Origin of the sequence: Acidaminobacter sp. JC074 (assembly GCF_022496765.1) — a bacterium.
In the GTDB taxonomy this organism is placed as follows: Bacteria; Bacillota; Clostridia; order Peptostreptococcales; family Acidaminobacteraceae; genus JABXKX01.
In genome coordinates this window covers 90,097-104,236 of sequence record NZ_VANV01000018.1, presented here as the reverse complement: position 1 = coordinate 104,236, position 14,140 = coordinate 90,097, and the positions used below count along the sequence as shown (strand labels likewise).

At 32.9% G+C, this 14,140-nt stretch carries 11 protein-coding genes; 9 read left to right on the top strand and 2 right to left on the bottom strand.

Annotation, left to right across the window (positions count from 1 at the left end; translation table 11 throughout):
* Positions 1 to 86: 86 nt before the first annotated feature.
* The gene (locus tag EZV73_RS19850) at positions 87 to 1,163 is read right to left on the bottom strand and encodes a transaldolase family protein (RefSeq protein ID WP_240842171.1); all 1,077 of its coding nucleotides are present in this window, start codon (positions 1,161 to 1,163) and stop codon (positions 87 to 89) included.
* Positions 1,164 to 1,321: 158 nt separating this feature from the next.
* Positions 1,322 to 2,503: a MerR family transcriptional regulator gene (locus tag EZV73_RS19845; protein ID WP_240842170.1), complete on the bottom strand. Its 1,182-nt coding sequence runs from the start codon at positions 2,501 to 2,503 to the stop codon at positions 1,322 to 1,324.
* A gap of 120 nt (positions 2,504 to 2,623) precedes the next feature.
* Between EZV73_RS19845 and EZV73_RS19840 the strand changes: the two genes are divergently transcribed.
* The 9 genes from EZV73_RS19840 to EZV73_RS19800 all read left to right on the top strand — a co-directional run bounded on the left by EZV73_RS19840 (position 2,624) and on the right by EZV73_RS19800 (position 14,138).
* Positions 2,624 to 3,475 (top strand): CPBP family intramembrane glutamic endopeptidase, encoded by an 852-nt coding sequence (locus EZV73_RS19840; RefSeq protein WP_240842169.1) that lies wholly within the window; start codon positions 2,624 to 2,626, stop codon positions 3,473 to 3,475.
* Positions 3,468 to 5,024 (top strand): amidase family protein, encoded by a 1,557-nt coding sequence (locus EZV73_RS19835; protein WP_240842168.1) that lies wholly within the window; start codon positions 3,468 to 3,470, stop codon positions 5,022 to 5,024. Before EZV73_RS19840 ends, EZV73_RS19835 begins: the two co-directional genes overlap by 8 nt.
* Entirely contained in the window at positions 5,024 to 6,772 is a 1,749-nt protein-coding gene (locus EZV73_RS19830; protein WP_240842167.1) for a glycerophosphodiester phosphodiesterase family protein, read from the top strand. The genes EZV73_RS19835 and EZV73_RS19830 overlap by 1 nt, the downstream gene beginning before the upstream one ends.
* Positions 6,773 to 6,824: 52 nt before the next feature.
* Positions 6,825 to 7,538, top strand: a complete 714-nt coding sequence (locus EZV73_RS19825; protein WP_240842166.1) for an HAD family hydrolase — start codon at positions 6,825 to 6,827, stop codon at positions 7,536 to 7,538.
* Positions 7,539 to 8,027: 489 nt separating this feature from the next.
* A complete protein-coding gene (locus EZV73_RS19820) occupies positions 8,028 to 9,353 on the top strand; it encodes a lipopolysaccharide assembly protein LapB (protein ID WP_240842165.1) in 1,326 nt (441 codons plus the stop codon).
* Positions 9,346 to 10,251: a viroplasmin family protein gene (locus tag EZV73_RS19815; protein WP_240842164.1), complete on the top strand. Its 906-nt coding sequence runs from the start codon at positions 9,346 to 9,348 to the stop codon at positions 10,249 to 10,251. Before EZV73_RS19820 ends, EZV73_RS19815 begins: the two co-directional genes overlap by 8 nt.
* Before the next feature lie 10 nt (positions 10,252 to 10,261).
* Entirely contained in the window at positions 10,262 to 11,338 is a 1,077-nt protein-coding gene (locus EZV73_RS19810) for a type II toxin-antitoxin system RnlA family toxin (protein WP_240842163.1), read from the top strand.
* A gap of 21 nt (positions 11,339 to 11,359) precedes the next feature.
* On the top strand, positions 11,360 to 11,713 hold the full coding sequence (locus EZV73_RS19805; RefSeq protein ID WP_240842162.1) for a type II toxin-antitoxin system RnlB family antitoxin: 354 nt from the start codon (positions 11,360 to 11,362) through the stop codon (positions 11,711 to 11,713).
* A gap of 217 nt (positions 11,714 to 11,930) precedes the next feature.
* Positions 11,931 to 14,138 carry a DNA topoisomerase III gene (locus EZV73_RS19800; RefSeq protein ID WP_240842160.1) on the top strand — a complete coding sequence of 736 codons (2,208 nt, stop codon included), beginning with the start codon at positions 11,931 to 11,933 and terminating at the stop codon, positions 14,136 to 14,138.
* The last annotated feature ends 2 nt before the right edge of the window (positions 14,139 to 14,140 follow it).

Sequence of the window (14,140 nt, the reverse complement as noted above, 5' to 3'; positions counted from 1 at the left end):
AGTAACTATTTAACGAAGGAACGTTTAATGAATTCTACTCCAGAATAACATCACCAAAGGTTAGGGACAGTCGATGACATTGTTCACTATTTAATGATAACCATACGATCTCTAATCATTTCGATTAAGCTATCGTAACCAGCTAAAAATTGTTTTAAAGTTTTTGTAACAGCACCATATGTATCAAATTCTTCAACAGTCATACCATCTGCTTCGTAAGCTTTTACAAAGTCAGGGAAGTGCTTCTTTAATGCTTCAATGGCTTTAGGATCTACCGGATTATCCATTCTGTTTTCAACTGTGATGTCAGACCCATTAAAACGCTTTTGCCACTTGAATGGGATTGTTAAAGAAACATCGCCACCGATAAAATCAGACCATTGGTGATGGTTTCTATATGCAGCTGCTAGTAATTGAGTTCTATAACCTTTTTCTTTATAAATTTTATAGGCATTTTTAAATGTTGCAACACCAGCCATCTCTAAATAAGCAGGATCAACAATGATATGGTCTCTATTGGCAACATCTTTTAACCAGTCATCTAAACGACCTACCATGATTGTACATACTGGATGCATATCTTCTGTAGGAAGACCTTCAGATTCACGACGCTTTAAGCCTCTTTCAACTGCTTCAGCTACAGCAAGTGCTTGAGGTACTGTATAAGATACCGTAGCATTGATACTTGCGCCCCTATAAGTCGCTTCTTCAAATGCTTCAATACCAGCAGAAGTAGTAGGCATCTTGATTTGCATATTTGGAGCTAATTGATGGAAACCAACAGCTTGATCAGCCATTAACTTAGCACTTCTATAAAACTTAGTATTAGTTTGGATAGAAATTCTACCTTTCTGACCTTTTGTCTCATGATAAAGAGGCTCAAGAATTTTTGCACCTTCAACAGCCATTTCCTCGATGATTGTCCATGCAATATCATCTTCAGTTGCTTCAGGCATGTCTTTAATCAACTCAAAAATGCGAGCTTCATATTTATCCATTTCGTTTTTAAGTACATTACCTACGATTACAGGATTAGTTGTAGCACCAACTGCACCGTGTTCCATAGCATAAGTTAATTCTGGAATTGAACATGAATCGTTCCAGAAATCTGTTGGTGTCGTCATAGCTGTTTCATGTAAAGGCGACTTGAATTGTTTACTCATTAAATGAGACCTCCTAATATTTATTATCTTTTGTCTGTATCTATACCTATTATAACCTTAAAGTTACCCAAAAAGCAACTATAAGTTACTCATTAAATGTAAATACATCACCAAAAGATGCACAAATATACCCAAAACATAATAAAAACTGTAGCAAACTACAGTTTTTGAAAGAATTTATATGTCATATTGAGTTTTTTTATGTTTTCGATATCCAAAATTAAGCCATCTGCCAGATCAAAAACGCCTATCTCCTTACTATTGATGAGTTCAAATCCTACATTTTCAATAACATCAAGGTAGGGTTTCTCAGATATGTAAGGTAGAGATTTAACATCAACTTTTTCATTTGAATACATGTGGAGTAGGATTAGGGACTTACATGTAATGTTATCAGCATTGGTATTATATTGATGTCCAAGAGGGACACCTGCTAATAGATCCATTAAATTACCAGCATTATCTATCATAACATCTGCTTTCATATTTAGTGGATATAGGTCTTTCTCATAGATAAAAACAATATTGCCTTTTAGATTCAAAGCTTCCATATGGTGTTTTAAACTGATCAATCCACTTAGACTAGAAGAACACATATAATATTTGCCATCACTTTTAAATATCTTTTTTAAGTCCATGATTAAAACATCTAAATCAGCGTTAATAAAAAGGATGCCATTTCTATGATCGTACATTGAAAGCTTATCAGATATCATTTGTCCTGCTTTTTTCATTAAAGCATGGTGTGTGTTATTAAAGAAATTTACTTTATCAACATCATCATTATGACTGACTTTATTAATATCAGACATATTATTTGAAGTAAGTATGATACCATCCACTATTTCATAAATGCTTCCGCAATTACACTTTAAATTGCCAGATAGTATGACTTGATTGACTAGACTGGCATTCTCCACTTGAAAAAGCGATTTGCACTCAGGACATTTAAGTTCATTTAACATGGAAAAATGAAGTCCGAGTTTAGCATGGGTTTTATTGGTATTGATTGTATCCATATAATCTTCCATATCATGAATCTGGTTTTCAATTTTCTTAAGAGACAGTTTATGTTCAGAAACTTTCTGATGGATCATATCCTTTAAGACCTGATGATTGGTGTTATAGTAAAATCTTTCTAATGTTTTGTATCTCTGAATTTCTTCTATATTAAAACCAAACTCCTTTAACATGACGATATCTTCCATATCTTTTATACATGACTCATCATAATCAGGATATGTACCACTTGTTTTAGGAATGAGTAAATGAATATCTGTATAATAACGGATAGTAGATTTTTTAGTATCGAATTTTTGTGAAAAAGCACCTATTTTCATAAAACCTCCAAAAGTATGCAGTATACTGCGTGGTTAAGGTAATATTAATTATATCTCCATTATTGCCATGTAGTCAACTGTATAGTATATAGTATATAGAGATGAGAAAGGGGTTAGTAAATGAGCAAATTAATTGAAAATGCAAATGTAGCTAAATATAAGCCAAATGTTGTTTTGGCATCATTATTTAGTTTATCTTTTGTGATCATAGGCAGCATTTTAGGTTCTATGTTTTTTATACCAAATTTAAAGGATTTCCAGTCAACGGCCTTTAACAACTTAATACTTGGTTTCTTACCAATTATTCTAGTGACTTTTTTATATGTGAAAGTCATAGAAAAAAGAGGTCCTAGATCAATGGGCTTTGAAGAAAAGGGCCATAAGAAATACCTACTGGGTTTTGCTTTTGGTCTAGCCATGTTCTCTTTAGCTGTTTTACTGGCAACACTACTTGGCGGTATGACTATGACTTGGAGTTTTAAGGCTTCCTTTATACCAGCAATTTTGACAATCCTTTTAGGATTTCTGATTCAAGGTGCTGCAGAGGAAGTTGTATTTAGAGGATGGGTACTACCTATAGTAGGTGCAAGATACAATGTAAAATTAGCTATAGTTGTTTCAAGTATTTTATTCGCATTTTTACATGGTTTAAATCCTGGTATTACAATTCTTCCAGTGATTAACTTGGTTTTATTTGGTGTTTTCGCTGCATTTTACGCTTTACAAGAAGAGAGTTTATGGGGCATATGCGGTTTCCATAGCGCGTGGAACTGGGTACAGGGTTCTGTATTTGGTGTTAAGGTAAGTGGGACCACTGTACCTGGAGGTTCATTCTTTGAGTCTGTGCCAAAAGACAAGATGGATCTGATTTCAGGCGGAGCTTTTGGAATAGAAGGTTCTATACTATGTTCGCTTATATTTATATTAGGTATTGTTTATTGTATTAGAAAAATGAGGTTAAAGCATGCTTAAAAAGATATTACTAGGTTTAATTATTGTTATTATCGTTCTACTTATAATTGGCTTTATTGTTGTAAAGAACTACTTGGCTTCATTTGATCAAGTAGCCCTTCAAATAGAAAAGGAAGTCATCAGTGAATACAAACGAGATTTAGATTTTTCACCTTATGATCTTGATTCATTTGATCAATATGACAAGGTCTACTCACTGGTTCATGGTAAGTCTATTCAAGTGATACAAGAAGAACTTTTGAAAGGCTCCTTTACTAGCGTGGACTTATGTAAGTATTACTTGACAAGGATTCAAAAGTTCCAAGACTATAACACAGTTATTCAGCTTAATCCAAACTTATTGGAAGAGGCAAAAGAAGTCGATAAAAAAATAGCAGCAGGTGACACCAGCGCTTTATTTGGTGTTGTTGTACTGGTTAAAGATAACATCGCTGCTATAAATATGAATACAGCTGCAGGCGCTTATGCTCTAAAAGAGTTAACAACAAGTAGAGATGCAAAATTGGTCGCTGATTTAAAGTCAGAAGACGCACTTATTATAGGAAAGGCAAATTTAAGTGAATGGTCAAACTTTATATCTCAACCATCTTCTAGCGGTTTTTCTGCATTAGGTGGTCAGACAAAGAATGCCTATGGTAAATTTGATGTAGGTGGTTCAAGTTCGGGTTCTTCTGCTGCAGCTGCTCTGGATTTGGCGACTGTGACCATAGGTACAGAAACAGCCGGTTCATTAATTTTTCCAGCCGGTCAAAATAGTGTGGTTGCCCTAAAACCAACCATAGGATTATTAAGTAGAGACCTGATCATTCCAATTGCAGATGCACAAGATACTGCTGGCGTAGAAGCTAGACATGTTTCTGATTTAAATCTTGTTTTTAACAGTATTTTAAATGTGGATAGTAAAGATCCTGCAACCGAAATAGTCAAGGATTATCAAGTTGATACAAGAATTTCTAGTGACTTCTTATTAGGAAAAACCATTGGTCTAGTGAACAATGGTTCTGACGAAATGGCTGCAATAGTAAAAGAGTTAACTGAACTTGATGCAAAGGTTATTGAAATAGCAATGGCCAGTCCTGAAAATGTAGATATGATGACGGTATTAAATCATGGTATAATTTATGATGTAAAAGCTTTTCTAAATAATCCTGATGTAAAGACTACTTTTAAATCACTAAATGAGATACATGCTTACAATGAAGAACACCCAGATGTGATACCATTTGGGCAAGTACTTCATACAAATGCCCTAGAGGGCCAATATGAAGGCATTGACAAGCTTATTGAAAACAATAAAATGGCATCTAGAAAAGTTATAGATGATGCATTTACTGACTATGAACTGGATCTTATTTTATCCATGAGTAACGAATTGTCAGGCATTTATGCACCAGCTGGATATCCTGCCATAACGCTACCTTCAGGATATAGAGATAACGGAGAACCTTATGGCTTAACATTTGTTGGTCAAGCACTAGACGATCAAGTCTTGATTCAAGCAGCTTATGCATATGAGGTCAACTACCCAAAAAGAAAAGACATTGATTAATGAAAGATTATTTTAAAATTCAGCTTGAAGGTTACAATCTCTTCAAGAAAAACTTAAACTCCTATATAGGTTATCAACTGATTACTTCCATTGTAATCGGTCTGATAATGATGCCAGGCTTAAGGCTTGTCTTTAATGCACTTATGAAGGCTAAGGGGCTAAACTATGTAACTAATGGTCTTCTAAAGAAGTTTTTAGTATCACCACACGGCCTTGTCTTGGTGACTGTTACCATTCTTGTTTGTTTTATGGCGATTATGATACAGCTCGGTGGTCTTATTGTACTGACACATCAGAAAGTAACGACTGGAAAAGAAATCAGATTTAGAGACATAACTTTTTACAGTATCAAAAGGGTCAAATACTTATTTGGTATAGATGGCTTGATTATCGTCTTATATTTTTCTGTGATTGCACCTATGTTTGAATCAGAGATGAAGACATCCATATTTGGCGATCTTGAGATACCTGGTTTTATCATGCAGGTAATAGAGTCGAATGACTTTTACTACACCATGCTGTCATTAGCAGTGGTTCTAATTGCAGTTTTAACAGTGAGATACATCTTTTGTCTGCATGTTCTCTTACTTGAGAAGCTGGAAAACAAAAGGTTTCTAAAAAGAGCTGCTAATATTTTAAAAAACAATCTTAAAGAGCTATTTAAGTATTTTACAGCAGAAGTTGTTTTAACAATCCTAGTTGTTATAGGTTTTATCTTTGTGATGGTTCTACTTGCCATAGGCGTTTTTCTATTACCAATTGGTGAAGAACTACAAGTGGAATTGGTTTTCAGCATCTTTATGGGTTTACTTTTAATTGTCGCTTCCATATCACTGCCGCTGACCATGATACAAATGACACTTTTATATCACAAACTCACAGACAACTTACAACCACTTGAAATGCAGACAACTTCCAAAGTCAGTCTATTAAATAAAATACTTGCCAGTAGGGTCTTGATTACACTAACGGTAGTGGTTGTCATAATCGGAACTTATTTGTACAACTTCTATTTGTATGAAAGCTTTTATGCTGTTAAGTACGATGTTGGCATAACCGCCCATCGTGGTTCTTCATTTGAAGCGCCAGAGAATACACTGTCTTCTATAGAAATTGCCATGAAAAATGGGGCAACTCATGTTGAGATAGATGTACAGCTAACAAAAGATAAGGAGATTATCCTACTGCATGATACCTCATTCAAAAGGACTACTGGCCTAGATAAAAGGCCTGATCAAGTTAACCTAAATGAAATAAAGGAACTAGAAGCTGGGGGTTGGTTTGACGAATCTTTTAAAGGAGAACCAGTACCTACACTTAGACAAGTCATAGAGCTGACCAAGGGAAAAATTGCCCTTAACATAGAAATCAAGGGTGCCAGCAACAGTCCTGAAATTTATGGTGTATTAAACGACCTTATTAATGAATACGAACTTGATGATTGTGTTGTAACATCACTAAATTATGAGGATTTACTAGCAATGGAATCATTGAATTCAAAGATTAAGACGGGTTATATTATGTTTGTGGCACTGGGGGATCTTGATGCTTTAGAAGTGGACTTTTACAGTGTAGAAGCCTCAAATGTCTCTGAAGACTTTGTTTCTAAGGCCCATAGTGCAGGTAGAGAAGTCCATGTATGGACCATTAATGAAGTAGATGATATGAACGAAATGCTGGCCTTTGGTGTAGACAACATCATCACGGATTACGATCATAAGCTATATGAACTGATTAATAATAGATAGAGCTCTTCGGAGTTCTATTTTTATGTTATAATAGGTGAGACGGAGGTTGAAAATGAAAGCAATATTATTTGATTTAGACGGTACACTGTTACCTATGAATACAGAACATTTCATGAATCTTTACGCCAATGCAGTAACAGAAAAGTTTCATGATTATGAAGAGGCTAAAGCCATCTTTCCTCAAATTATGAAATCAGTTTCTCATGTGGTTAAAAGCAGGGAAGACGATACCAATTACAATAAGTTTTTTAAACACTTTGATGAATCCATGCCAAGAAGCTTAGATGCCTATATACCAAGGTTTAATGAATTTTACGAAGATGGTTTTCATAAGGTTAAACCAGCAACATCATCATCTGATGATATGGTTGAAGCTGTTCAAATATTAAAGAACAAGGGCTATAGGTTAATTATAGCGACAAACCCAATTTTTCCGATGAGAGCCAATGAGCAGAGGATTGCATGGGCCGGTCTAGATATCAATGATTTTTCTCATGTGACGTCATTTGAAGACAATAGACACTGTAAGCCCTATCTGGAGTTTTACAAAGAAGTCCTGGAGAAAAACGATTTATCACCTGAGGATGTTCTAATGGTTGGCAATGATGTTCAAGAAGACCTTTCTATCAGAAAGATGGGTGCCAAGACTTACTTGATCAACAATCATATCATTAACCGGACGCCACAGGAAAAAATACCAACGGATTATATGGGGACTTACAAGGATTTTCTTAAATTTGTAAAGGGCCTTACAAGAGCTTTATAAAGGAGTTAATTTAAACATCTTGAAGTTATAGAGAGTACAGAGAATTATGATGATCTAGTTTCCTTAGAGTTTGTAGTTGCAGAGGTACAAGTAAAGGAAATGGAGAGATGTATATTCAGAAGTGCTTTATTGGAAATATTATAGTTGGAGACAAATCAAATTTTTTGTAGAGATAGAGTTTTTATATAAGAACAACGATATGAGTTACTCTATTTTATTTAATAGGGGGTCAAAGAAAACATCGCCTTTAATGGAAAACTTGAAAAGTACAAACCAGTTGACCAATACTAAAATACGTAATTGAAAGGCATATCTTAGTATTCCTCTTTCTGCTGAACTCATGTTTGAATGTCTTATAACTATGTAAAATTTCTAAAAAAAATGAATGTAAGGTACCATTATAATTCAAATATTAAGATTTTATATAAAATTTTTTCACACTTAGAATTATTTAAAGTTTTGTTGTAATATTAAATAATGGAGGAGCTGATGAAAGATAGTGATTGGAACAATGTATTAACACTTGAAAGTCAAAAAAAATGGAAAGATGCAATAAGCATTCTTTGTAATGAATACGATTCTCTCTTTAAAAGTAAGGATTTTAATAAGTTAGAAAAGTTAGCGTGGTGTTATTCATGTGATCGTGATTATGACAGTGCTATAAATGTCTTAGTTGATATGATTTCTTTATGGCCTAATAATGCAAAGTTGCACTATACTTTAGGCCATCAACATTATCAGAAAAAAAATTGGAAAAATGCAATCAATGAGTTTAGAGAAGCAATCTCCATACACAAAGACTATTATAGTGCTAAATATAAACTTGGCTACTCCCTAGAAAATTCAGTTCAATTTGTTAACTATAATAGTTCGCTTTATAACGAAATAATGAACCTATATAATGATGTAATCTTATATTTAGAATCCAAGCATGTACTTGATGATAAAGAGAAAACAAAATTAGCTAGGAGTCACTATAGAGTAGGCAAATTAATGTTGCATAATAGTCGTTATAGAAATGCTTACGACAGTTTAAAAAAATCTAATGAATTGAAACCTGACAAAGACACATCGTATTCACTTGCAAAAGTCTGTATTGAGAATAATAAAATTGAAGAAGCTGATTTGTTACTAAAGGAATTGAAAAATCATAGCAATATTAATCACTTAAAGGTGCTATTTTATTCTAAAATTAACGACGAACAGGCCTTGGATTACATTGACAAATTGAGAAAGCCTTATAAACATATATTAAAAATGGAATTACTTATTCAATTTGGACGCAATAAACAAGCTATTTTATATGCAAAAAAAAATAAAAGACTTGTAGATAAAAAATCGCTTCATAAGTATTATTATACTTTAGCAATTGCATTATATAATGTAGGTCTTTATAAATATACCAAAGGCACATTAAAGAAAGCTATTGACATTAAATATGAAAAATATCATTCTTCTTATCCAGAAGCGAGTACTTTTCTTAAAGATTTAGAAAGGGAGTTCGCTGATCTAATTATTATAGAAGATGAAGAATTAAAGTTAAATGAATTAATTAGTATAGTTAATAACGAAAAAGAGAAAAAAGTTGTCAAGGATATTAATGAAAATGAAATAATTAACTTACATAAGGATAAAGGATTCGGATTTATAAAACATCATTCGGGTAATTATTATTTCAGTATAAAGAATGTCTTGTTTGATTTGAATTATCTTAATGAAGGAATGAGTGTCAAATATAAAGTTCGAAAAAGCAAGAAAAAATCTAATAGTTATGAAGCTTATGATATCGAAAAGGTAGGTGATTGTGATGTCTAAAAAAAAATATTATGCTGTTCGTAAAGGTAAACAGAGAGGTATTTTTGAAACATGGGGTGAGTGTTCCAAACAAGTAAATGGATTTAGTGGAGCAGAGTATAAGAGCTTTTTGACGATTAATGAAGCGGAAACCTATCTTAATAGAGTTGATACTGAAAAAGAAGTTATTGATTATATTGATGTTTACGTAGATGGTAGTTATGACAGCAATCTTTCAATATATTCATGTGGAGTAGTAATACTTGACAAGACGGGCGAAGTAAAATTACAAGAAAATGGTAATAATACTGAATTGGTAACTATGAATAATGTGGCAGGAGAGTTACTTGGTGCAATGTTAGCTATGAAGTATGCTGCTGAACATTCAATTACTGCTATTAATATACATTATGATTACGAAGGAATAAGAAGTTGGTGTACAGGTGATTGGAAAGCCAATAAACTAGGTACCAAAGAATATAAAAAGTTTTATGATGATATCTCTAAAAAAGTAAAAGTAAAGTTTACTAAAGTAAAAGCTCATACAGGTGACTATTATAATGAACTAGCTGACCAATTAGCTAAAGAAGCCATTTGGATTACTACTTCAGAAAAAAGAAATATATCAGCAAATAGAACCGATTATAACAACTATATTGACTTAACTGATAATATTAATATAGTTTCTTCTTTTGAGAGTATGTTTGAGAAAAAAGATTCTTTATGTTATATAACAAGTAATAAATATTATTTTTCTGAAAAAAATTTAAACAAGTTTGTAAAATTATGTTGGAAAAATGAAGGACGAAGAATTAAAGAAATTATTAATTTATCAATACACTTAGATACAGATATCAATACTATGAGTTGGGTTGTAAATGTGAAGGAAGAAGAGTTTAAATACATAATAAAGTATTAAAGGGGGATATATGGCAAAGTCAAAATATCATGATTTATATTTAAATAGAGCACTTATTGAGGGACAAGTGAAGGAGTTCTTAGAGGATAACTATGAGAAATGGAGCTGTGGCAACATTATTTGCTTAAATGGTACACAACATAGACTAAATTTTTCTGTTAATGGTATTCAAATGTTTTTAGATATGTATTTTAAGAATGGTGATAAAACTACATTACAGCCTAATAATGGTTCTGCAGAAGTTCGTGATATTAAAATAATGTTAGCTAATTATATACTTGAGCATGCACAGTATGATAAAGATGAGACAATCAATAATTTCAGCATACCGAATTATCCAGTAGAAAACTATGAAACTTTTATTGAATTACTAAATGAAAGTGAAGCAAGTGTCGATAGTAACTGTAAAGATTGCACAAATGAAAGAATACATTATTTTGATGGTTTACATGGAGATAAAATCCAGATTCATTTTTATTCTAATGGAAGACTAAGGGTACAAGGGAAACCTTTTCTTCTATTTAATGAAGCACTAACCATTGCCACTGATTTGCTACCAGATGACATAGAAGTATCAAGTATTTCACTTGAACATAATATTAAGAAGAACTTTGAAGTACATAACAATCAACTTATTGCGAAACTAGGTGAGAGAGCTTACAATAAAATTCATCATACTGTTAAAAAACAGTTATCTAACTCTCACTCTTTATCAAATATATACACTGAAGAGGAGGTATATGAGTATATATGTCTCCCTGCACTAAAGGGTCTGGATTGTCACTTGAAACAAGTATTACAGGATCATGGTATATCTTGTAACAAACATGGCAGTTTTATCATGTTTGAAGAAGTTAATAATTCAAATACGTATAAATTAATACCAGATGCACAACATAAGATTGTATCTGTAGATAAGATTAATATTTTAAATGAAACCTACAACTTATATAAGAGAGAACGACACAGTTTGTTTCATGCTGCAAATAATCTAGATGCGACAAGAATGTTGACAAGAAGACAGCAAGCTGTTAACATAGTTGATAACGTATTTTTGCTAATTAAGAAATACTATGATATAATCTAAGTTACTAAAAAGGAGGGTAAAATGAATAATTTTGATGTAGTTATAAAAGATAACTTTGTAATCATTTATTCAACAAGTTATGTTAACCCACTTAATTTTACTGAAGATATTGAACAAGAATTAATGGCCCTTAAATTTGCTGGAAAAGTTATATTTGATTTACTTTTGACAGTTGGTAGAGAATATAATAGATACATTGAGTGGGAATTTGATGGTAAGGTATTTGTTGGCTCAACTAGAATATTAGAGTTACTAAAAAAAGACAATATCAGAAAAGAATCAACGATACATTTTAAAAGGAATTTGTTGAACTATGATTTTGGCATTTTACCGAAATCGACCTTAAGTATAATTGACAGAGAGATCACCATCTAATGATGGTGATTTTATTGTGTTATGGACAATGGTTTGATATATCTACTCAATTTTTTAAAATAAGGTTACACATATTATTATATTCAGCTATATGTCATGATGTATACAACAATATGCAAACTGATTTTAAGGTTCTAAAATTTCAAATATGATGCCAATGTGATATAGTTATATCACTACGAAATATAGTGATTTTAAAATAAGGAGTTATTTAAATATGAACTTAAAAACAAAAACTACGATAAATAAGGATAAGGAAATTTTAGTTCCTAAATTTAAGAAAGCATTAGTTTTAGCAGAAAAGCCTTCTGTAGGTAGAGAAATTGCCAGAGTACTGGGATGTACTAAAAAACACCACGCCTACATAGAAGGTAATAAATACATAGTAACTTGGGCCCTAGGTCATTTGGTGACCTTAGCAGATCCCGATGTTTATGATAAAAAGTATGCCAACTGGCATTTAGAAGACTTGCCTATATTACCAGATCATTTAAAAACGGTGGTTATGAGAAAAACATCTAAGCAGTTTAATGTTGTTAAGCAGCAGCTTAACCGACAAGATGTTAAGGAAGTTATCATAGCAACAGATGCTGGTCGTGAAGGTGAGTTGGTAGCCAGATGGATCATTTCCAAATCTAAAGTTAAAAAACCAATCAAAAGACTTTGGATTTCCTCGGTTACAGATAAAGCCATTAAAGATGGTTTTAATCATTTACATGACGGCAGAAAGTATGAAAACTTGTACAGGTCTGCTATTGCACGTGCAGAAGGTGACTGGCTTGTCGGTATCAATGCCACAAGAGCCTTAACAACCAAGTACAATACATCACTTTCATGTGGTCGTGTTCAAACGCCGACACTATCAATGATTCATGAAAGAGAAAAACAGATTGTCTCTTTCAGACCAAAAAAATATTACGGTTTAGACCTTGATGCAAGTAACTTAAAGTTCACATGGTATCAAGATAAACATACACGTTTTTATGATTTAGATTTTGTAAAGAACATAGAGAAGGACCTTAAGTCAAAAGAGGCGATTGTGACTTCTGTTTCTAAAAAGGGAAAGAAGACATATGCACCTCATCTATACGATTTAACAGAACTCCAAAGAGACGCTTATAAAAAGTTTTCTTATTCACCTAAGAAGACCCTAGGACTTATGCAGCGCTTATATGAACATCATAAAGCTTTGACTTATCCAAGAACAGATTCGAGATTTCTTACAGACGATATAGTAGCAACCATTAAGGACCGTTTAAGAAGTATTTCTATTCAGCCCTACAGAGGTCATGCGTTTAAGTTGAGTAAGGAAGCAATTAAAGCTGGCAAACACTATGTTGATAATAAGAAAGTTACAGACCATCATGCCATAATTCCAACGGAGGAAATGGTTAATGTACAGGATATGTCTTACGAAGAAAGAAATATCTACGAACTGGTTGTAAAACGTTTTTTAGAAGTTCTTATGCCACCATATAGGTATGAAGAAACTGTAGTAGAAGTTCTTGTAAATAAGGAAACGTTTAGATGTAAGTTTAACAATCCTCTTCAACTAGGTTTTAAAGAACTGTCTGCAGACCAAGAAAAAAAACAGATGACACATTTGAAAAAAGGTGATCATTTAGATATCAAACAGTACACATTGACTAAAGGTGAAACGTCGCCACCAGCATACTTCAATGAAGCTTCTTTGCTCTCTGCTATGGAAAATCCAGTTGCATTTATGGCCGAAGGCGAAAAAAATCTAAAGTCTACACTTCAAAAGACAGGTGGACTAGGTACAGTTGCCACACGTGCTGATATCATCGAAAAGCTCTTTAACAATGAGCTGATTGAAACCAAGAAAAATGGTATACACATCACTAGTAAAGGTAAGCAGCTTTTAAACGTAGCGCCTACTGAGCTCAAGTCTCCTGCTCTTACAGCAGAATGGGAAGTGAAACTTGAAAGCATTTCAAAGGGCACAATGAAGTACACTGACTTTATAGATGAAATGAGATCTTACACCAAGACCATCATCCATGATATAAATGCTTCTGGCATTAAGTTTAAACATGATAATATCACATCAACCAAGTGTCCTGAATGTGGCAAGTTGATGATGAAAAAGAAGACAAAACATGGTGAATCTTTAGTTTGTCAGGATAGAAATTGTAATCACAGAATTTCTATATCTAAAGTAACCAATGCAAGATGTCCTGAGTGTCATAAGAAAATGGAGCTTAGAGGCAGTGATGATAAGAAAATATTTGTATGCAAATGTGGTTATAAAGAAAAGCTTACTAGCTTTGAGAAAAGGAAAAAAGAATCTGGTAAATCTGGTGGCAAGCGCGATTACATGAAGTATAAAAAAGAACAGGAAAAAATGGCAAAGGAAAACACCAACAATCCGTTTTCAAAATTAAAGAATTTAGATTTAAAATAGCT

Excerpts from the sequence above, each read along its gene's own strand:
- EZV73_RS19830 (WP_240842167.1), top strand. The coding sequence starts at position 5,024 with ATGAAAGATTATTTTAAAATTCAGCTTGAAGGTTACAATCTCTTCAAG.
- EZV73_RS19845 (WP_240842170.1), bottom strand. The coding sequence starts at position 2,503 with ATGAAAATAGGTGCTTTTTCACAAAAATTCGATACTAAAAAATCTACT.
- EZV73_RS19820 (WP_240842165.1), top strand. The coding sequence starts at position 8,028 with ATGAAAGATAGTGATTGGAACAATGTATTAACACTTGAAAGTCAAAAA.
- EZV73_RS19810 (WP_240842163.1), top strand. The coding sequence starts at position 10,262 with ATGGCAAAGTCAAAATATCATGATTTATATTTAAATAGAGCACTTATT.
- EZV73_RS19800 (WP_240842160.1), top strand. The coding sequence starts at position 11,931 with ATGAACTTAAAAACAAAAACTACGATAAATAAGGATAAGGAAATTTTA.
- EZV73_RS19815 (WP_240842164.1), top strand. The coding sequence starts at position 9,346 with ATGTCTAAAAAAAAATATTATGCTGTTCGTAAAGGTAAACAGAGAGGT.
- EZV73_RS19825 (WP_240842166.1), top strand. The coding sequence starts at position 6,825 with ATGAAAGCAATATTATTTGATTTAGACGGTACACTGTTACCTATGAAT.
- EZV73_RS19805 (WP_240842162.1), top strand. The coding sequence starts at position 11,360 with ATGAATAATTTTGATGTAGTTATAAAAGATAACTTTGTAATCATTTAT.
- EZV73_RS19850 (WP_240842171.1), bottom strand. The coding sequence starts at position 1,163 with ATGAGTAAACAATTCAAGTCGCCTTTACATGAAACAGCTATGACGACA.
- EZV73_RS19840 (WP_240842169.1), top strand. The coding sequence starts at position 2,624 with ATGAGCAAATTAATTGAAAATGCAAATGTAGCTAAATATAAGCCAAAT.
- EZV73_RS19835 (WP_240842168.1), top strand. The coding sequence starts at position 3,468 with ATGCTTAAAAAGATATTACTAGGTTTAATTATTGTTATTATCGTTCTA.